This is a genomic window from Sphingoaurantiacus capsulatus (genome assembly GCF_042648405.1).
Lineage (GTDB): Bacteria > Pseudomonadota > Alphaproteobacteria > Sphingomonadales > Sphingomonadaceae > Sphingoaurantiacus > Sphingoaurantiacus capsulatus.
The window spans coordinates 82,748-102,260 of sequence record NZ_JBHRXV010000014.1 but is presented as its reverse complement, the minus strand read 5'-3'; the positions used below and the strand labels follow the sequence as shown (position 1 = coordinate 102,260).

At 68.1% G+C, this 19,513-nt stretch carries 20 protein-coding genes; 11 read left to right on the top strand and 9 right to left on the bottom strand.

Translation table 11 applies throughout. The annotated features are described in order from the left end of the window. Window positions 1-293: 293 nt before the first annotated feature. Both ACFOMD_RS17735 and ACFOMD_RS17730 read left to right on the top strand, forming a co-directional pair. Complete coding sequence (locus tag ACFOMD_RS17735; RefSeq protein WP_380863955.1) at window positions 294-620, top strand: hypothetical protein; 327 nt, start codon at window positions 294-296, stop codon at window positions 618-620. 18 nt (window positions 621-638) lie between these two features. Further along, the gene (locus tag ACFOMD_RS17730) at window positions 639-1,091 is read left to right on the top strand and encodes a GFA family protein (RefSeq protein ID WP_380863952.1); all 453 of its coding nucleotides are present in this window, start codon (window positions 639-641) and stop codon (window positions 1,089-1,091) included. Here ACFOMD_RS17730 and ACFOMD_RS17725 read toward each other — a convergent pair whose 3' ends face one another. Beyond that, complete coding sequence (locus ACFOMD_RS17725) at window positions 1,092-1,442, bottom strand: hypothetical protein (protein WP_380863950.1); 351 nt, start codon at window positions 1,440-1,442, stop codon at window positions 1,092-1,094. A 131-nt stretch (window positions 1,443-1,573) separates the two neighbouring features. Between ACFOMD_RS17725 and mutM the strand changes: the two genes are divergently transcribed. From mutM to ACFOMD_RS17695, 6 genes are all read left to right on the top strand, one after another. Beyond that, a complete protein-coding gene (mutM, locus tag ACFOMD_RS17720) occupies window positions 1,574-2,389 on the top strand; it encodes a bifunctional DNA-formamidopyrimidine glycosylase/DNA-(apurinic or apyrimidinic site) lyase (protein WP_380863947.1) in 816 nt (271 codons plus the stop codon). A 170-nt stretch (window positions 2,390-2,559) separates the two neighbouring features. After that, window positions 2,560-2,823: a 30S ribosomal protein S20 gene (gene rpsT, locus ACFOMD_RS17715; protein WP_380863945.1), complete on the top strand. Its 264-nt coding sequence runs from the start codon at window positions 2,560-2,562 to the stop codon at window positions 2,821-2,823. Window positions 2,824-3,411: 588 nt separating this feature from the next. After that, window positions 3,412-4,773, top strand: a complete 1,362-nt coding sequence (dnaA, locus tag ACFOMD_RS17710) for a chromosomal replication initiator protein DnaA (RefSeq protein ID WP_380863963.1) — start codon at window positions 3,412-3,414, stop codon at window positions 4,771-4,773. Between the two features lie 229 nt (window positions 4,774-5,002). Continuing rightward, window positions 5,003-5,917, top strand: coding sequence for a DMT family transporter (locus tag ACFOMD_RS17705; protein WP_380863942.1), 915 nt, complete (start codon window positions 5,003-5,005; stop codon window positions 5,915-5,917). 75 nt (window positions 5,918-5,992) lie between these two features. After that, window positions 5,993-6,772, top strand: a complete 780-nt coding sequence (locus tag ACFOMD_RS17700; RefSeq protein ID WP_380863939.1) for an SDR family NAD(P)-dependent oxidoreductase — start codon at window positions 5,993-5,995, stop codon at window positions 6,770-6,772. 94 nt (window positions 6,773-6,866) lie between these two features. After that, a complete protein-coding gene (locus ACFOMD_RS17695) occupies window positions 6,867-8,561 on the top strand; it encodes a putative bifunctional diguanylate cyclase/phosphodiesterase (protein WP_380863936.1) in 1,695 nt (564 codons plus the stop codon). On the opposite strand, the gene ACFOMD_RS17690 is transcribed toward ACFOMD_RS17695, so the two are convergent. The 8 genes from ACFOMD_RS17690 to hslV all read right to left on the bottom strand — a co-directional run bounded on the left by ACFOMD_RS17690 (window position 8,540) and on the right by hslV (window position 15,353). After that, window positions 8,540-9,313, bottom strand: coding sequence for a precorrin-2 dehydrogenase/sirohydrochlorin ferrochelatase family protein (locus ACFOMD_RS17690; RefSeq protein ID WP_380863933.1), 774 nt, complete (start codon window positions 9,311-9,313; stop codon window positions 8,540-8,542). The genes ACFOMD_RS17695 and ACFOMD_RS17690 overlap by 22 nt on opposite strands. Window positions 9,314-9,318: 5 nt before the next feature. Continuing rightward, on the bottom strand, window positions 9,319-10,068 hold the full coding sequence (locus tag ACFOMD_RS17685) for a phosphoadenylyl-sulfate reductase (protein ID WP_380863930.1): 750 nt from the start codon (window positions 10,066-10,068) through the stop codon (window positions 9,319-9,321). Further along, entirely contained in the window at window positions 10,061-10,483 is a 423-nt protein-coding gene (locus ACFOMD_RS17680) for a DUF934 domain-containing protein (protein ID WP_380863926.1), read from the bottom strand. The genes ACFOMD_RS17685 and ACFOMD_RS17680 overlap by 8 nt, the downstream gene beginning before the upstream one ends. Further along, window positions 10,476-12,101 (bottom strand): nitrite/sulfite reductase, encoded by a 1,626-nt coding sequence (locus ACFOMD_RS17675; protein WP_380863924.1) that lies wholly within the window; start codon window positions 12,099-12,101, stop codon window positions 10,476-10,478. Before ACFOMD_RS17675 ends, ACFOMD_RS17680 begins: the two co-directional genes overlap by 8 nt. A gap of 3 nt (window positions 12,102-12,104) precedes the next feature. Next, window positions 12,105-12,398 (bottom strand): DUF2849 domain-containing protein, encoded by a 294-nt coding sequence (locus tag ACFOMD_RS17670; protein WP_380863921.1) that lies wholly within the window; start codon window positions 12,396-12,398, stop codon window positions 12,105-12,107. Next, entirely contained in the window at window positions 12,395-13,183 is a 789-nt protein-coding gene (gene cobA, locus ACFOMD_RS17665; RefSeq protein ID WP_380863918.1) for a uroporphyrinogen-III C-methyltransferase, read from the bottom strand. Before cobA ends, ACFOMD_RS17670 begins: the two co-directional genes overlap by 4 nt. Before the next feature lie 275 nt (window positions 13,184-13,458). Next, the gene (gene hslU / locus ACFOMD_RS17660; protein WP_380863916.1) at window positions 13,459-14,799 is read right to left on the bottom strand and encodes an ATP-dependent protease ATPase subunit HslU; all 1,341 of its coding nucleotides are present in this window, start codon (window positions 14,797-14,799) and stop codon (window positions 13,459-13,461) included. After that, window positions 14,796-15,353: an ATP-dependent protease subunit HslV gene (gene hslV, locus ACFOMD_RS17655; RefSeq protein ID WP_380863913.1), complete on the bottom strand. Its 558-nt coding sequence runs from the start codon at window positions 15,351-15,353 to the stop codon at window positions 14,796-14,798. Before hslV ends, hslU begins: the two co-directional genes overlap by 4 nt. 133 nt (window positions 15,354-15,486) lie before the next feature. Between hslV and ACFOMD_RS17650 the strand changes: the two genes are divergently transcribed. From ACFOMD_RS17650 to ACFOMD_RS17640, 3 genes are all read left to right on the top strand, one after another. After that, window positions 15,487-16,848, top strand: coding sequence for a DUF1800 domain-containing protein (locus ACFOMD_RS17650; RefSeq protein WP_380863911.1), 1,362 nt, complete (start codon window positions 15,487-15,489; stop codon window positions 16,846-16,848). 2 nt (window positions 16,849-16,850) lie between these two features. After that, window positions 16,851-17,981, top strand: a complete 1,131-nt coding sequence (locus ACFOMD_RS17645; RefSeq protein ID WP_380863908.1) for a DUF1501 domain-containing protein — start codon at window positions 16,851-16,853, stop codon at window positions 17,979-17,981. 78 nt (window positions 17,982-18,059) lie between these two features. Then, entirely contained in the window at window positions 18,060-19,484 is a 1,425-nt protein-coding gene (locus ACFOMD_RS17640; protein WP_380863906.1) for a circularly permuted type 2 ATP-grasp protein, read from the top strand. The last annotated feature ends 29 nt before the right edge of the window (window positions 19,485-19,513 follow it).

Genomic DNA, 19,513 nt, shown 5'->3' with positions numbered 1-19,513 from the left:
TCTCAGCAGCCCTCATCGCCGCAACCATCATCTACTGGTGCAATTGAGTCCGGAGCCTAGCTGGGCGACGGAGGGGTCATGCCCCACGGCAATGACTTTCTATCGATTACGCCGCGCGCTAGCGGCGGGCGCACCCAGTGTACCCATTCTCACCTCAACGCCGCTCGCACCGTTGGCCAAAGGCCGCCCCGGGGCGACTGCTCGCCCGGCTTCGGCGCGATACGGGCTTACAGATGCCTTGGCCGAAAGTGACCACCGTTGGGGGCATCGGATCGTGCCTGCTTGTCCTTGCTGTGGTCGTCGCGATCATCACCGGCTTTAACGCAGCTTGGGCAGGAATGGCGGGCGCGACTGCGGTCATCGGCGTCGCTATTGTCCTCCTCAGGGCGGATCGCGGTGAATTTCCGGGTGGCATTGAGACCGTGGGAGATCTCGCCAAACGCGCCGCAGCGCTCAACCGTCGATCGCTTTTCACCCAGGGCGCTCGACGCATGCCCAACAGCGAATGGGAAACGCTAGTGGCGATCGCCGCCGATCATTCGACCTTAAATGCGAACGACATCGGACCCGACGCGCATCTGTTCGCGAACACCCTCAAGACGCATCGCACCCGGTCGTAACAAGCGAGGCGCTCACGCATGACGATAACCACCGACGGCCACTGCCTCTGCGGGCAGGTGAAGCTCCGCGTCACCGGCGCGCCGCTGGTCACGATGGCCTGCCACTGCCGCGGCTGCCAGCGGCTGTCGGCGAGCGCCTATTCGCTGAGTTCGCTCTATCCGAGCGCGGCGTTCGAGGTGGTGGAGGGCGCGCCGGTGATCGGCGGGCTGCACGGCGAGAACGGGCAATATTTCTGCCCGCATTGCCTGAGCTGGCTGTTCACCCGGCCGCAGGCGCTGGGCGATCTGGTCAATGTGCGCGCGACGATGTTCGAGAACGCGGCCCAATATCGCCCGTTCATGGAGACCTTCACCCGCGACAAGCTGCCGTGGGCGGCAACCGGCGCGGCGCACAGTTTCCACGAATTTCCGCCGCGTGAGGGCTTTGGGGCGTTGCTGGCGGAACATGCCGCGGCGCAGGAGCGTCGTTGATCAGGGTCGCTCCTCGGCAAAGCGCCGCCAGCGCTTCATGCATGTATGCGGGAAGCGCACCCTGAACTGACGCAACTCGTGGCGCGCCTCCGGGCTCACGCGCGCGGCGCGGGCGAGCCAATGCCGATACCGCGACAGGCTTCCGCGATTTCGATGCTCGATCGCAAGATTGTAGAGGCCGATTTCATCACCCTTCGCGGCCGCACGCCGTTGCAGACGCAGCGCCGCGCGAGGAGGGAGGAAGTCGACGAGAGCGTTCATGGCCGGCGCAAAGTTTCGCGCCGCCAGCAGGCGCAGAATCGGCAGGGCGTGGCCGTTCGTCCGGCCCTCAAGAATCTCAAGCGCGCGCAAGCAGTTCCCAGTGCTGATCCTCGCGGCACGCCATGCGAGCGAGTCTGCATGGGATGGATGCCGTTTGCCAAGCGGCAGCCCGCACGGCCCCGGCGCTTGCTCCCATCGCTGACCCACCATATCTCCACCCCATGCCCGAGCTTCCCGAAGTCGAAACCGTCGTTCGCGGCCTGACCCCGATCTGGGACGGCAAGCGCTTCGCCCGTGTCGAGGCGCGGCGGCCTGATCTGCGCTTTCCGTTGCCGGAGGATCTGGGGCAGCGGCTGGTCGGGGCGACGGTGACCGGGCTGTCGCGGCGGGCGAAATACGGCCTTGTCCATACCGACCGCGGCGACACGATGATCTTCCACCTCGGCATGTCGGGGCGGATGCGGCTCGATCCGCCCGAGATCGGCAGGCATGACCATGTGATTTTCGAAACCGAGGCCGGCCAGGTGGTGGCGTTTAACGACGCGCGCCGCTTCGGCTCGCTCGATTTCGCGCGAACCGAGGCGCTGGCCGCGCATCCGCCGCTGGCGGGACTTGGGCCGGAACCGCTGTCGGGGGACTTCTCGGCGGATCATCTGGAGGCGGCGCTTGCCGGGCGGCTGGCGCCGGTGAAGGCGCTGCTGCTCGACCAGCGGCTCGTCGCGGGCCTTGGCAACATCTATGTCTGCGAGGCGCTGTTCATGGCGGGCGTCCACCCCGAGCGGCTGGGGCAGGACGTGACGCGCGACGAGGTGCGGCGGCTGGTGCCCGCGATCAAGTCGGTGCTCGAATCGGCGATTGCCGCGGGCGGCTCCAGCTTGCGCGACCATGTGCAGGTCGACGGCGAGTTGGGCTATTTCCAGAAGCAGTGGAGCGTCTACGGCCGCGAGGGCGAGAGGTGCGGCACCTGCGCGAAGCCGGTCGAGCGGCTGGTGCAGTCGGGACGCTCGAGCTTCTACTGTCCAAGCTGCCAGCGCTGAGGCGGACATCGGCGGGACGATTCGACCCCGATTCCTCTCGGAAAAACCCCGTGCGCGGTGGTTGACCCGAAGGGGCGCAATCTATATTGAGCCCGCTTTCCCGGCGCCGGTGAGTCTGGCGCCGCGCATGGTCCTGTTTTCCATGCGTGACCGGTTTTCGAGGATTTGGAATGGCCAACACTCCGCAGGCGCGCAAGCGCATCCGTCGCAACGGGCGCCGCGCCGACGTCAATAAGGCGCGCGTCAGCCGCATCCGCACCTTCGTGAAGAAGGCCGAATCGACCATCGAGTCGGGCGTGAAGGATGCGTCGGCCGAGACGCTGAAGGCGGCGCAGGCCGAGATGATGCGCGGTGTTGCGAAGGGCGTGCTCCACAAGAACACCGTCGCCCGCAAGATTTCGCGGCTCGCGAAGCGCGTTAAGGCGCTCGCCTAAGCAATTTTGCTGATTGAAAAAGGGCGCTGCGGCCTGGCCGCGGCGCCCTTTTTCGTGGCTTCAAGCTACCCATCGGGGAACGAATCGGCATCGAATCGCAGAGGCGAAAAAAAGCCCAATTCGCTCATCCATTTGGGCGGAAAATGGCGGAAATCCGTGGGTTGGAGAGTCAAGCGGCATTATTTCGCTTTTGTGAATTTCTAACGCTTGAACCGGTCTTCCGACGCTGCTTAGAGTGTCCAACGGCCACGCGCCACGGCAGGTAACTGCCACGAATCAGTAAAGTCGATGCGCCACTGCATCCGTGGACCCGGAAATATTCGGGCCACGACGCTAAAGGTGTGTCCAGTAACGGATGGGTAGCTTCGCCCCTTTATTGGGGACGAGGCCTTGGCCATTCCCCTTCGCCGGTCGATACGGCACGCACGAGGCGCGTTTATGCTTCGGCGGGCAAGTCATCGCTGCGGGGATTGTGCGAATCGAAGCGGGGGCTTCGGTTCTGTTGGACGAGGGCCGAGTCGCAGGTGCGACCGGCGGGAGAGGGAGTGAGTGTTGACCAATTCGCAGGCCTCGACGCGCGCGACCTCGCTGTTTCTCGGCGACGGCGGCGATGCGCGCACGGCCTGGGAATCGATCCGCACCATGCTCCGCGCCGAGTTCGGCCAGCGCACCTATGATTCGTGGCTGAAGCCGGTCGAGCTGGTCGGCGTCGAGGCCGGCGAGGCGATCCTCGCGCTGCCCACCCATTTCATGGCGGACTGGATCCGCAACCATTTCCTCGACCGGCTGCGCGCGCTGCTGACCGCGCAGCTCGCCGGCGTCCGCTCGATCCGCCTCGTCGTGCAGCCGGTGATTCGCGACCGCGTCGGCCCGGCCGAGACGCTCGAGCCGCAGCCGATCGTGCCGGTGGTGCCCGCCGACGTCATCGGGCTGCCGCTGGAGGAGCGCTACAGCTTCGACAGCTTCATCGTCGGCAAGTCGAACGAGCTCGCCTACAACGCCGCGCGCACGGTGGCGGAGGGCGGCCCGATGCCGTTCAACCCGCTGTTCCTCCACGGCACCACGGGCTTGGGCAAGACGCACCTGATGCACGCGATCGGCGGCGAGCTGCGCCAGCGCAACCGCCAAGCCAAGGTCGCCTATATGTCGGCCGAGAAGTTCATGGTCGAGTTCCTCGCCGCGCTGCGCGCCAAGGACACGATCAGCTTCAAGCAGCGGCTGCGCTCGGTCGATCTGCTCATGATCGACGACGTGCAGTTCATCGCCGGCAAGGATTCGACGCAGGAAGAATTCTTCCACACGATGAACGAGATCATCAGCGCCGGTAAGCGGCTGGTGATCACCGCCGACCGTAGCCCGCAGAATCTCGAAGGCATCCAGGACCGCATCCTGTCGCGCCTCGCCTGGGGCCTCGTCGCCGACATCAACCCGGCCGATTACGAGCTGCGCCTCAACATCCTGATGTCGAAGGTCGAGCGGATGCCCGGCGCCAAGGTCGGCGCCGACGTCATCGACTTCCTCGCGCGGCGCATCACCTCGAACGTCCGCGAGCTGGAAGGCGCGCTCAACCGCGTCGTCGCCTATGCGACCCTGGTCGGGAAGGCGGTCGATCTCGACTTCACCCGGCAGGTGCTCGCCGACGTGCTGCGCGCGCACGAGAAGAAGATCACCATCGACGAGATCCAGCGCAAGGTCGCCGACTATTACACGGTGAAGCTGTCCGACATGATGTCGGCCCGACGCGCCCGCGAAGTCGCCCGGCCGCGGCAGGTGGCGATGTACCTCGCCAAGAAGCTGACGCCGCGCTCGCTGCCCGAGATCGGCCGGCGCTTCGGCGGCCGCGACCACACCACGGTGATGCACGCCGTGAAGCGCATCGACGAGCTGCGCGCCGCCGACCGCGAGCTGGAGGCCGACATCGGCCACCTCTCGCGCATCCTCGATAACTGACGCGACGGGATTCCCTCCCTCACAGGGTTGGGGCGGGATCGACGATGGGCCATGCGCCCGACCGCCGGCGAATGTTCTCCAAGTCCGTCATTCCGGCGAAAGCCGGAATCCAGTCCAGCCGTCATTCTGGATACCGGCTTTCGCCGGTACGACGATGGTGGGGCGTGCGACGGTTTCGCGAACGATGGCTAGCTAGGCACCTTGCGGCCGACCCCCTATGCCTTGAGGCATGAGGGGACCCGCCGCGTTGCTCGATGGCCTGCCGCTGCCGCTGCGCGGGCCGGCGTGGATGATCGTCGCCTGCATCGCCTTCGCGCTGGTCTGGGCGTTGATCCGCGCGGCGAGCGCCGATCTTCACCCCTTCGCGATCGTGTTTTTCCGCAACCTGATCGGCGCGCTGATCATCCTGCCGATCGCCGCGGGCGCGTGGAACCCGGACACCTTGCGGCGCTGGCCGGCGCATCTGCGGCGCGCCGGCTCGGGCGTCGTCGCCACCTACGCCACCTTCTTCGCCATCGCGCACGCGCCGCTCGCCGACGTGCAGGCGATCAATTTCGCAGCGCCGCTGTTCGCCACCGTCGCCGCGGCGCTGTTCCTTGGGGAAAAGCTGCGTGCCCGCCGGATTGCCGCGCTGGTGGTCGGCTTTGCCGGCGTGCTGGTGGTGCTGCGGCCCGGGCATCTGCCGATGACACCGGGGATCGGTGCCGCGATCCTGTCGGCGCTCGCCACCGCCTTCTCGCTGATCACCATCAAGCAACTGGTCGGCACCGACGACCCGCGGCTGGTCGCCGCTTTCACCTTCTTCATCATGTTGCCGATCTCGGCGCTGGTCTTGCCCTTCTACTGGGCGTGGCCGTCGCCGATGACGTGGCTGATTCTCGTCGGCGTCGGCATCTGCGCCGTCGTCGGACAGCTCGCCACCAGCTACGCCTTCCGCGCCGCCGAGGCGACGGCCGTCCTGCCCTATGACTTCATCCGCTTCGGCATCGTCGCGGCCATCGGCTGGCAGGCGTTCGGCGAGACGGTCGATGCGATGACGCTCGTCGGCGGCGCGGTCATCCTCGCCACCAGCATCTACCTCGCCTATCGCGAGCAGATGGCGGCGCGGAGCGTGCGCCCGGCGAGCGAGCCCCCCATCACCTGACGCTAATGCCAGCCGTTCGCTTTCGTCGGCCTCCGTTAGGGTCCGGCGCAAATTCGCATCGCGAGGGAGAGGGATATGAAGCTTTCGGGTTGTTCGGCGGTCGTCACGGGCGGCGCCTCGGGTCTGGGTGAGGCGACGGCGCGCGCGCTGGCGGCGGAAGGCGTCAAGGTCGCGATCTTCGACATGAACGCCGAGAAGGGCGAGGCGGTCGCGGCCGACATCGGCGGCGTGTTCTGCAACGTCAACGTCACCTCGGACGAGAGCGTCGAGGCGGGCTTTGCGAAGGCGCGCGCGGCGCACGGCCAGGAGCGAATCCTGATCAACTGCGCCGGCACCGGCAACGCGGCGAAGACCGCCAGCCGTTCGCGCGAAACCGGCGAGATCAAGCATTTCCCGCTCGATGCCTTCAACATGATCATCCAGATCAACCTCGTCGGCACCTTCCGCTGCATCGCCAAGTCGGCCGCTGGCATGCTGACGCTCGATCCGATGGAAGACGGCGAGCGCGGCGCGATCGTCAACACCGCGTCGGTGGCGGCCGAGGACGGCCAGATGGGCCAGGCGGCCTATTCGGCGTCGAAGGGCGGCGTCGTCGGCATGACCTTGCCGATCGCGCGCGACCTGATGAGCGAGGGCATCCGCGTCAACACCATCCTGCCCGGCATTTTCAACACGCCGCTGATGAACGGCGCGCCGCAGAATGTGAAGGATGCGCTCGCCGCGTCGGTGCCCTTCCCCAAGCGCCTCGGCAACCCGGCCGAATATGCCGGCCTCGCACTCGAGATGTGCCGCAACTCCTACTTCAACGGCGAGGATGTACGCATCGACGGCGCCATCCGCATGGCGCCGCGCTGATGCCGTGAGGCGCCGGGCCACCCGCCCGGCGCCTTAGCGCTTTGTTTACCGTTCCTCTGGCATCCTCACCCCTTGGCGTATGGGGTGCGGGGGCATGCACGACGACAATTTCCGCGATCGCGCGACCGCCTTTGCCGCGGGCGCCGGGTCGGTCGTGCTCATTCTGGCGCTGCTGGCGACCGGCGTCGCCGAGAAGCTCGATTCGGCCGGCACGCTCGCGCGCGAGCAGGCGATCGAGGCGATCGTCCTGTCGGTGCTTGCCGCCTGCGTGACCGCGCTTGCCACCATGCGCGCGCTGGAGCCGATCGCCGGCGCGCTCGACGCCGTGCTGGTGGGCCTGCGCGAAGCGGCGAGCGGCGAACTGCGCGTCGGCTTCGGCAAGGCCGCGGAAGCGGTGCTGCCACATCTGGTCGCGTCGCTCGAAGTGCTGCTGCGCCGGGTGCGCACCAGCATCGACAATATCCAGCGCCTCGCGCTTCACGATCCGGTCACCGACCTGCCCAACCGCGTGCATTTCCGCCGCATCGTCGAGGCGCATCTGCTCGCCGACCCGCGGCGCGGTGCCCTCCTCTTCATCGATCTCGATCGCTTCAAGGCGGTGAACGACAGCCTCGGCCATGCGCAGGGCGATGCGCTGCTCGGCATGTTCGCGGCACGGGCGCGGGTGCTGCTCTCCATCGGCGACGATTCGACGACCCTGGCGCGGCTCGCCGGCGACGAGTTCACCGTGCTGCTGCCGCAGGTCGAGGCGCCCGAGGAAGCGGTGCGTATCGCGCGGCGCATCCTCACCTCGCTCGAGGAGTCGTTCGATCTCGCCGGCCAGTCGGTGGTGATCAACGCCAGCATCGGCATCGCTTCGATCCCCAAGGACGGGCATGACTATGAGACGCTGATGCGCAACGCCGACACGGCTATGTATCATGCCAAGGCGCTCGGCCGGAACCAGCACCACGCCTATTCGGCCGAGCTGAACAAGGCGGCGCGCGACCGGCTGCAGCTCGAGGTGCAGCTGCGCGAGGCGGCGCACGCTGGCCAGTTCGAGCTGTATTTCCAGCCGCAGATCCATGCCGAAAGCGGCGCGCTGGTGTCGGCCGAGGCGCTGATCCGCTGGAAGCATCCGGTGCACGGCCTGCGCCTGCCCGGCACCTTCATCGACGTTGCCGAGGATTCGGGGCTGATCGTCGAGATCGGCGAATGGGTGGTCGAGCAGGCGATCCGCACGGCGGCCGGCTGGGAAGCCGATGGCCTCGACTGCCGCCTGTCCTGCAACGTCTCGCCGCGCCAAATCCAGCGGCCGGGCTTCGTCGCGCACGTCCGCAACTGCCTCGATCGCTACAAGGTGACGCCGGGCAAGATCGAGCTGGAGATCACCGAATCGCTGGTGATGTCGAGCGACTCGGCGACGATCGACACCATTGCGCAGCTGCGCGCGCTCGGCCTCTCCATCGCCATCGACGATTTCGGCACCGGCTATTCGAACCTCGCGCGGCTGAAGAAGCTGCCCATCGACCGGCTGAAGATCGACCGTTCGCTGATCCAGGACGTCGCCTACAGCGCCGAGGCGCGGACCATCGTCAACGCCATCGTCTCCTTGAGCCACGGCCTCGGCTACGACTGCGTCGCCGAAGGGGTGGAGACCTCGCTGCAGGCGGACATCCTCAGCGTCATCGGCTGCGAACTGCTGCAGGGCTATTCGATCGCCGAGCCCGCCGACGAGGCGAGCTTCCTCAGCTGGGCGGCGGCGCGCGCCAGCCGCCCGCGGCAGGTTCAGGCCCTGTCGATCCTGTAGAGGAAGACGCTGAGACCCGCCGGCAGCGCCTCGGGCAACGTCGTTACTTTTTCCCGAACCGCATCACGCCGCGCCCGGTCGAGGATCGCCGCCGGTGCATTCGCATGAAACACGGTATCGGCCCGCGACAGCGCGCGTAGCTGGCGCAGGGTGAGATCGTCCGGATCGTCGCTGGTCAGCGCGATGCTCACCAGCGACGGCACAGCCTCCGCATCTCCGGCGAGCGCCGCGTCGATGGCGGCATCGGGATCGCCCACCGGCGCTAGCGGGTCGAGCGGCGCACCGGGAGTCATCAGATCGTCCCAGAAGCGGCGGCGCTGCTCGGGGGTCGGCAGATGCTCGGCGAGGCCCCGCCGGCGCGCGCCGATGCGGCGGGCGAGGTCACCAAGGCTGGCGGGCAGCAGGGCTTCCAGCCGCTCGCGGAGCGCCTTGGCAAGCGTCGCCGACGCGCCGCCGGTGCCGATGGCGACGATCACCGGCGAGCGGTCGACGATGGCGGGGATCAGGAAATCACAGAGGTCGGGGCGGTCGACGACGTTGACCAACAGGCCCTGCCGCTTGAGGTCGGATGCGGCGGCTTCGGCCGCGTCGCCGGTCAGCGAGACGAAAGCGAGCTGTGCTGAACTGGGATCGGTGGTGACTCGGCCTCCGGCCGCCTCGATCAGCCGACGCTTGGCGTCCGCGGCCGGGCCGGTTCCCAGCAGAACGACCTCGCGACCCGCGAGGTCGATGAAGAGCGGCAGGCGGTCCATCGGACCTAGAATGCCGGATCGTCGGTCACTTCGCTATGAATGCCGCATTCGACCTTGTCCCAGCCGCGCCAGCGGCCGGCGCGCGGGTCCTCGCCGGGCAGCACGCGGCTGGTGCACGGGCTGCAACCGATCGATGGATAGCCCTGCGCCTCCATCGGGTGGCGCGGCAGATCGTGCGCGGCGAAATAGGCGTCGAGGTCGGCCTTCGACCAGCCGGCGAGCGGGTTGATCTTCAGCCGCCCCTCGTCGAGTTCGACCCGCGGGATGCCACCGCGCCCCGCCTGGAAGCCCTTGCGACCCGAAATCCACGCATCGAACGGCGCCAAAGCGCGGCGCAGCGGCTCGACCTTGCGGATCTCGCAGCAGCCGTCGGGGTCGTAGGACCAGCGCAGCCCGGTCGCGTCCTTCTGCGCCAGCAGATAGGGGTCGGGCCGCACCACGCGCAGGTCGGTGAAGCCCAGCCGCTCGGCCAGCTCGTCGCGATAGGCGAGCGTGTCGCCGAACATCTTCTGCGTGTTGACGAACACCAGCGGCACGCTGCGATCGATCGTCGACACGAGGTGCAGCAGCACCGCCGACTCCGCACCGAACGACGACACCAGTGCCACGCGGCCGGGAACGACATCGCGCAGCAGCAATTCCAGCATCGCCGTCGTATCAAGGCCTTCGAGCCGCGCGCCGATCGCCGCCGCCGTCTCGGCGTCGAACGCCGGCGCGGTGTCGATCCGGTCCAGCGCGCGCGCCGGCTCAGCCATGCCGCAGCTTCCAGACCGGCGTCCGTCCGTCCGCCGCGCCCTGGTAGACGGCGTCATAGCGGTTGAGCGCCCGCTCCACCGCCGCGGCGTCGAGCGCCTTTTCTGGCGCGAAGCTGTCGAAGCCGGTGCGGCGCATGAACCACAGCTGGTCGACGAGCACGTCGCCCGCCGCGCGCAGCTCGCCCGTGTAGCCGGCCTCGCGGAGGATGCGGGCCGCCGAATAGCCGCGGCCGTCCCTGAAGCTTGGGAACGCCACTTCGACGAGCCGCAGCCGGTCGAGGAAGGGCAGCAGGCGCCGCACGTCCTCGCCCGCCTCGATGCGGACGGCGGTGGCGTTCGATTGGTCGAGGAAGCCGTCGAGCGTGGTGCCGGGCTCGTCGACCGGCGCATCGTCGCGAAAGCGAAGCTCAACCATAGACCGCCGCCTTGAACGGATCGACGCCGACGCGGCGATAGGTGTCGAGGAAGCGCTCGTCCTTCTCGCGCAGCTCGCGGTAGCGCGCGACGACCTTGTCGACCGCGTCGACCACGCCGTCCTGCGTGAAGCCGGGGCCGATGATCTTGGCGAGGCTGGCGTCTTCCGCCCCCGACCCGCCGAGCAGGAGCTGGTAGTTCTCCTCGCCCTTCCGGTCGACGCCGAGGATGCCGATGTGGCCGGCATGATGGTGGCCGCAGGCGTTGATGCAGCCCGATATCTTGATCTTCAGCTCGCCGAGATCCTGCTCGATCGGCGCCAGTCGTTCGGCGATCCCTTGCGCGACCGGGATCGAGCGGGCGTTGGCGAGGCTGCAATAGTCGAGGCCGGGGCAGGCGATGATGTCCGACGCGAGGTCGAGGTTGGCGCTGGCCAGCTTGGCGTCGCGCAGTGCCTGCCACAGCGCATAGAGATCGCTTTTGCGTACATGCGGCAGCACGAGGTTCTGCGCGTGCGTGACCCGCAGCTCGTCGAAGCTGTAGCGCTCGGCGAGGTCGGCGATGAGGTCGATCTGCGCCGAGGAGGCGTCGCCGGGGATGCCGCCGACCGGCTTCAGGCTGATCGTGGCGATGGCATAGCCCGGCGCCTTGTGGGCGTGGACGTTGCTCTTCACCCACAGCGCGAAATCGGGGTCGCCTAGGTCGATGTCGTCGGCGAGGCCGGTCTCGAAGGCAGGCGGGGCGAAGAAGGCCTCGATCCGCTCGATCTCGGCGGCCGGCGCGTCGATGTCGAGGCCTTCCATCGCCGCCCACTCGGCGTCGACCTGCCGGCGGAATTCTTCCGCGCCGAGGTCGTTCACCAGGATTTTGATGCGCGCCTTGTAGATGTTGTCGCGCCGGCCGTAGCGGTTGTAGACGCGCAAAATCGCCTCCTGATAGCTCAGGAAGTGGTCGGCGGGCAGGAACTCGTTGATGCAGGCGCCGATGATCGGCGTGCGGCCCATGCCGCCGCCGACGAACACCTTGAAGCCCAGTTTGCCGCCCTGCTTCACCAGCTGCAGGCCGATGTCGTGCAGCTGGATGGCGGCGCGGTCGGTGTCGCTGCCGATCACCGCGATCTTGAACTTGCGCGGCAGGTAGCTGAACTCGGGATGGAAGGTCGACCATTGGCGGAGCAGCTCCGCCCACGGCCGCGGGTCGCCGACCTCGTCGGCGGCGGCGCCGGCGAACTGGTCGGACGAGATGTTGCGGATGCAGTTGCCGCTGGTCTGGATGGCGTGCATCTCGACCGAGGCGAGGTCGGCGAGGAGGTCGCCCGCCTCCTCCATCTTGATCCAGTTGTACTGGATGTTCTGCCGCGTGGTGAAATGGCCGTAGTCGCGGTCGTATTTGCGCGCGATGTGCGCCAGCATCCGCATCTGCCGCCCGTCGAGCGTCCCGTAAGGGATGGCGACGCGCAGCATATAGGCGTGAAGCTGCAGATAGAGGCCGTTCTTCAGCCGCAGCGGCTTGAACTGGTCCTCCGACAGCTCGCCGGCGAGGCGCCGGTTCACCTGGTCGCGGAATTCGTCGACGCGGGCGTCGACGATGGCCTGGTCATATTGGTCGTAGCGGTACATGGGTCAGATCACATAGTTGCCGGCGGACGGATCGCGCTTGAGCGCGAGGTCGCCGCGGACGGTGGGGCCAAGGCTGCGGATGCGGTCCTTGATGTGCGCGGGCATCGGGCCGTCGGGGCTTTCGGTCGCTTCGATGACATAGGGCGCGTTCACCCGGCGCGCCGCTTCCTCTTCGGCGGCGACGGCTTCCGCGCCCTCGCCGACATCGACCGCGTCGGCGACGAAAAGGCTCCACCCTTCGCCGGTCCACCAGACGACGGCGCCCGAGCCGAGATCGTTGCCGGTGACGATCCTCATGCCAGCGCCTCCGCGCGGGCGGCGTAGTGCGAAAGAATGTCCTCGCAGTCGCCGAGCATCGCGACCTCGCCGATGACGAGCACGGCCGGGCTGCGCACCTGCTTGCGCTCGACCGCGCCGCCCAGGTCCGCAAGGAGCGTGCGGAAGGAGCGCGAGTCGGGGAGGGTACCGCGCTCGAGGATAGCGACCGGCGTCTCGGGCGACAGGCCGTCGGCCATCAGCTTGTCGGCAATCGCGCTCGCCGTCGCGACGCCCATATAGACGACCAAGGTGCGATCCGGGCCGGCGAGGCCGGTCCAGTCCTGCTCGCTCAATCCCTTGCACTGGCCGGCGACGAAGCTGACCGTCGAGGCGTGGTCGCGGTGGGTGAGCGGCACCATCGCGGCGGCGGCGCAGCCGAGCGCGGCCGACACGCCCGGCACCACCTCGACGGGCAGGCCGGCGGCGCGCACCGCTTCGACTTCCTCGCCGCCGCGGCCGAAGATGAACGGGTCGCCGCCCTTCAGCCGCACGACGATCGCGCCGGTCTGGACGTGCGCGACGACCAGCGCGTTGATCGCCTCCTGCGGGAGGGTGTGCCGCGAGCGCGACTTGGCGACCGAGATGCGCAGCGCGGTTTCGGGCGCGAGGTCGAGCACGCGCTCGTCGACGAGGCCGTCGTGGACGACGACGTCGGCTTGTCCCAGTGCGCGCACCGCCTTCACGGTCAGCAGGTCGGGATCGCCGGGTCCGGCGCCGACGAGAATGGCGCGTCCGCGCGCCTCGGGGTCGAGCTTGGTAGCCATGGAGGAAGCCTTCCGATCAGGCCCGATCAGATGCGCCCCTCTTCGCGCGAGGCCAACGAAGGCTTTCTTGACCGAGGGTTAGGAGAGCTTGTTGAGGTGACGCGGTGTAGTCCCTCTCCCGCTTGCGGGAGAGGTTAGGTGAGGGTGTGCGAGCGTCAGCGAGCCCATCGCCGACGGCGGCGAAGCGGACAGGCCGGCACACCCTCACCCTCCCACCGCTGCGCGGCGGGCCCCTCCCTCTCCCGCAAGCGGGCGAGGGGGAAGGGCGGCGCGGGTTAGAGGATGAACTTCGACAGGTCGTTGTCCTTGACGATCTCGTTCAGCTGCTTCTCGACATAGGCCTTGTCGACGACGACCTTCTCGCCGCCCAGCTCGGAGGCGTCGAACGACACGTCCTCAAGCAGCTTCTCCATCACCGTCTGCAGCCGCCGCGCGCCGATGTTCTCGACGCGGTCGTTCACGTCGGCCGCCATCTTGGCGATCGACTCGATGCCATCGTCGGCGAATTCGAGCGTGACGCCCTCGGTGCCGATCAGCGCGATATACTGCTTGATCAGCGACGCCTCGGTGTCGGTGAGGATGCGCTTGAAATCCTCCTCGCCAAGGCCACTCAGTTCGACGCGGATCGGCAGGCGGCCCTGCAACTCGGGCAGCAGGTCGGACGGCTTCGAGGTGTGGAAGGCGCCGCTGGCGATGAACAGGATATGGTCCGACTTCACCGGGCCGTATTTGGTCGCGACCGTAGTGCCCTCGATCAGCGGCAGCAGGTCGCGCTGCACGCCTTCACGCGACACCGAGCCGCCGCGCACGTCGGACACCGCGATCTTATCGATCTCGTCGAGGAAGACGATGCCGTTCTGCTCGGCGGAACGCACCGCCTCGCGCACCACCTCGTCCTGGTCGAGCCGCTTGTCGCTTTCCTCGGCGACCAGCACCTCCCACGCCTGCTCGACGCTCATCTTGCGGCGCTTGGTACGGCCGCCGAAGGCTTTGCCGAACATGTCGGACAGGTTGATCATGCCGACCTGGCCGGGCTGCATGCCGGGGATCTCGAACGGCATCTGAGTCCCTGAATCCTCGACCTCGATCTCGATCTCGCGGCCCGCCAGCTCCTTGTTCACGAACTTGGCGCGGAAGGCGTTGCGCGTCGTCTCCGACGCGTCCTTGCCGACGAGTGCGTCCATCAGCCGGGCTTCGGCGGCCGTCTCGGCGGCTTCCTTGACGCCGGCGCGCTTGCCCTCGCGGACCAGCCGTATCGCCTCCTCGACGAGGTCGCGGACGATCGAATCGACATCGCGCCCGACGTAGCCGACCTCGGTGAACTTGGTCGCCTCGATCTTGATGAACGGCGCGTCGGCGAGCTTCGCCAGCCGCCGGCTGATCTCGGTCTTGCCGCAGCCGGTCGGCCCGATCATCAGGATGTTCTTCGGATTGACCTCGTCGCGCAGGTCGCTGTCGAGCTGCTGGCGGCGCCAGCGGTTGCGCAGCGCCACCGCGACGGCACGCTTGGCGTCCTTCTGCCCGACGATGAAGCGGTCGAGCGCGGCGACGACGGCCTTGGGGGTCAGCGCGGCGGGCGTAGCGGTATCGGTATTGAGGGGGGTCGCGTCGTTCACCGCTCGGACTCCAGCGTTTCGATGGTCACATTTTCGTTGGTGTAGACGCAGACATCGGCGGCGATCTTCATCGCCCGGCGCGCAATCTCCTCGGCGTCGAGCGTGTCGATGTCGATCAGCGCGCGCGCGGCGGCGAGCGCGTAATTGCCGCCCGAACCGATCGCGGCGATGCCGTCGGCGGGCTCCAGCACATCGCCATTGCCGGTGAGGATCAGCGTCACGTTCTTGTCGGCGACCGCCATCATCGCATCGAGGCGGCGCAGATAGCGGTCGGTGCGCCAGTCCTTGGCCAACTCGACGCTCGCGCGCAGTAGCTGGCCGGGCCAGCGCTCGAGCTTGGCTTCGAGCCGGTCGAACAGGGTGAAGGCATCGGCGGTCGAGCCGGCGAAGCCGCCGATCACCGATCCGTCGGCGCCGAGGCGGCGGACCTTCCGCGCGTTGGCCTTGACGACGGTCGAGCCGAGCGAGACCTGGCCGTCGCCGGCGACGACGACCTTGTTGCCCTTGCGCACGGAAAGGATGGTGGTGCCGTGCCAGGTGGGGAGTTCGGACATGGAGGGATGCTGTCCTTCAACGAGGGTGGACCAGCGATATAGGATGGCGTCGCGCCGCTTCAAATGCACAGCCGGTCGACGATTGCGGGGGACGATGCGTCGGTCTCTCGTAACATGAGCGGAGAGTGAGCCCATGCGTACCGCCATCGCGACCAACCGCTTCGGCCTCGGCCGGCGGCTCGACGACCGCATCGACGACCCGCGCCGCTGGCTGCTGGGTCAGCTGGAAAGCTATGATCCGCGCCCTGCCGTCATCGCGGCGCTGCCCGGCGGCAACGCCAATGCCGCCGCCTATCTCGACCTGGTGGTGGCGCGGCAAGAGCGGCGGCGCGCCGCCGAAAGCGGCATGCCCGCCGAACCCGCCCCGATGCGCGGCGGCCCGCGGGACGCCTATCTCGACCAGGCCACGGCCCGCCTTGGCCATGCGCTCACCGCACCGGCGCCGTTCGTCGAGCGGCTGGTGCATTTCTGGGCCAATCATTTCGCCGTCTCGGTTGACCGCAACATCATCCTCGGGCTTGCCGGCAATCTGGAGTTCGAGGCGATCCGGCCGCATGTATTGGGGCGCTTCTGTGACATGTTGCTCGCGGTCGAGCGGCATCCGGCGATGCTGATGTACCTCGATCAGGTGCGCTCGGTCGGCCCCGACAGCCGGGCGGCGACGCGCGCCGCGCAGCCCGAGGCGCGGCAGCGCGGCCTCAACGAAAATCTCGCGCGCGAAATCCTCGAGCTGCACACGCTCGGCGTAACCGGCGGCTACGCCCAGACCGATGTTCAGGAGCTTGCGAAAGGTCTTACCGGCTGGACGGTAGCCGGCTTGCGCGGTGCCGGCGGCACACCCGGCACCGTGCTTTTTCGCCCGGTCGTCCATCAGCCCGGGGAGCGGACCCTGCTCGGCAAGCGATACCCGGCCGCCGGCGAGGCGCAGTCGCGGGCAATGCTGCTCGATCTCGCGGCGCATCCGGCGACCGCGCGCCATGTCGCCACCAAGCTCGCCCGGCATTTCGTCGCCGACGAGCCGCCGGCGGCGCTGGTCGACCGGCTGGCGAAGGCCTTTCAGGCGAGCGGTGGCGACCTTCCCACCGTCTACCGCGCACTGATCGACGCGCCCGAGGCATCGGCGGCGACCGCGCCCAAGTTCAAGTCGCCGTGGGACTGGACGGTTTCCAGCCTGCGCGCGCTCGGCGTGCGCGAGGCGAACCGGCGGGCGGTGCGCACCGTCGCCGCGCTGGGCCAGCCGGTCTGGCGCCCCGGATCGCCTGCCGGCTGGGGCGACGTGACCGCCACCTGGGCCGGGTCGGACGCACTGATGAGGCGCGTCGAGGTCGCACAGCAGCTGGCCATGCGCCTGCCCGATATCGATGCCCGTGCGCTGTCGCCGCGGTTGTTCGACGGCGCAGTGTCATCGACCACCACCGCCGTGCTCGCTGGCGCCGAAAGCCCCGCTCAGGCGACCGCACTGCTGCTCGCCGCGCCCGAATTCCAACGGAGGTGACCATGCCGAGCCGCCGATCCTTTCTCGCCGGCGCGGGCGCCGCGCTGCTGCTGCCGCCGCAGCTGGCGCTGGCCGCCGCCGCCACCGACCGCCGGTTCGTCTTCCTGCTGCTGCGCGGCGCGATGGACGGTGTAGGCACCGTTATTCCCTATGCCGATCCGGGCTATGCCGCGGCGCGGCGTCAACTCGCGATCGGCGCGGGTGAAGCGATCAAGCTCGACGGAATGTTTGCGCTGCATCCGGCGATGACCCGCACCGCGCAGCTATACCGCGGCGGCGAGGCGCTGTTCGTCCACGCCGCCGCGACGCCCTACCGGGACCGCTCGCATTTCGATGCGCAGAACCTGCTGGAGACCGGGGCAGCGACGCCGCATGCGCTCCGCAGCGGCTGGATGAACCGGCTGCTGGCGATGCTGCCCGATGCCGACGACCGCGGCCTCGCCCTATCGCCGGCGCTGCCGCTGATTGCGCAGGGGCAGGTGCCGGTGACGACGCACGCGCCCTCGGCGCTGCCCGGCGTCACCCCCGATCTCGTCGCCCGCGTCGGCCGGCTCTACGGTGACGACATGTTGCTGCAGCCGCTCTGGCAGAAGGCGGTGGCGGCGCATGGGCTCGACGCCGGCGGGGCGGCGGCGGGCCTTCCGGCGCTGGCCAAACTTGCGGCAAGCTTCCTCGCCAAACCCGACGGCCCGCGCCTCGCGGTCATCGAGTCCGATGGCTGGGACACCCATGCCGGGCAGGCGGCACGCCTCAACAACCAGCTCGGCAAGCTCGACGAGGCAATCGGCGCGTTGCGCGACGGGCTCGGCGCCGCTTGGGCCGATACCCTGGTGATTGCGGCCACCGAGTTCGGCCGCACCGTCGCGGTCAACGGTACGGGCGGCACCGACCATGGCACCGGCAGCGCCGCAATCCTCGCCGGCGGCGCGGTGCGCGGGGGCACGGTCGTTGCCGATTGGCCGGGGTTGGGCGCGGCAGCGCTGCACGAAGGGCGTGACCTTCGCCCGACCGCCGACCTCTATGCGATGCTGGCAGGTTCCCTCGGCGAGCATCTGCGGCTCGAACCGGTGCACCTGTCGCGCGAACTGTTCAAGGGCAGCGCCCGGCCGATGGAGGGCCTTGTCCGCGCCTGACGTTTTTGCTGAACGAACCCCCCTTGCGCTTCCTTGTTGCAGCGCACAAACTCCGGGACGGAGAGGGTTTTCCAGCGGATGCAAGGGGCGCAAGCGTTTGATGAAATGGGCTTCGACGGCGATACGCCGCGCGACGCCTATCACCGCATCAAGCGCTGGCTTGACGACGCGCCGCCCGAATATCTGCAGACCCGCCGCGCGCAGGCCGAGCTGTTCTTCCGCCGCATCGGCATCACCTTCGCCGTCTATGGCGACGCACAGGCCGACGAGCGGCTGATCCCCTTCGACATCATCCCGCGGGTGATCGCGCGATCCGAATGGACGCGCCTCGAAAAGGGCCTCGTGCAGCGGGTGAAGGCACTCAACGCCTTCCTCGCCGACGTGTACGGTCCTCGCGAAATCCTGCGCGCCGGGCTCCTTCCCGACGAGCTGGTGCTGCGCAATCCGCAATATTGCTTGGCCGTCATCGGCAAGCAGCCGCCGCACGGCGTGTTCACGCATATCGCCGGCATCGACATCGTCCGCACCGGCCCGGACGATTTCTACGTGCTCGAAGACAATGCCCGCACGCCCTCCGGCGTCTCCTACATGCTGGAGAACCGCGAGGTCATGCTGCGGCTGCTGCCCGAGCTGTTCGACCGTCACCGCGTCGCGCCGGTCGACGATTACCCTGAGATGCTGCTGTCGACGCTCAGCTCGGTGGCGCCGCCCAACTGCAAGGGCGAGCCGACGATCGTCGTGCTGACGCCGGGCTTCCACAATTCGGCCTATTACGAACACAGCTTCCTAGCCGACAAGCTGGGGGTCGAGCTGGTCGAGGGCAGCGACCTGTTCGTGCGCGGCGATATGCTGTTCATGCGCACCACCGAAGGGCCAAAGCGCGTCGATGTCGTCTACCGCCGCGTCGACGATGATTTCATCGATCCTTTGGTGTTCAACCCGGGCTCGGTGCTCGGCGTGCCGGGGCTGATGAGCGCCTATGCCGCCGGCAACCTCACCATCGCCAACGCGCCCGGCACCGGCATCGCCGACGACAAGGCGGTCTACAGCTACATGCCGGAGATCGTGCGCTTCTACACCGGTGAGGAGCCGATCCTCGCCAATGTGCCGACCTGGCGCTGCCGCGAACGCGACGCGCTCGGCCATGTCCTCGACAATCTGAAGGATTTGGTGGTGAAGGAGGTCGACGGCTCGGGCGGCTACGGCATGCTCGTCGGGCCGCATGCCACCACCGCGCAGATCGAGGATTTCGCCGCCAAGCTGAAGGCGACGCCGGAGAAGTTCATCGCGCAGCCGACGCTGGCGCTCTCGACCTGCCCGACGCTCGTCGACGAGGGCATCGCGCCGCGCCATGTCGATCTGCGACCCTTCGTGCTGACCGGCGCGAAGGGCAGCCGCATCGTGCCGGGCGGCCTTACCCGCGTCGCGCTGAAGCCCGGATCGCTGGTGGTCAATTCCAGCCAGGGCGGCGGCACCAAGGACACCTGGGTGCTCGATGATTAGAAACCAGGCGAGAGCCGCCGCGGCAAAGC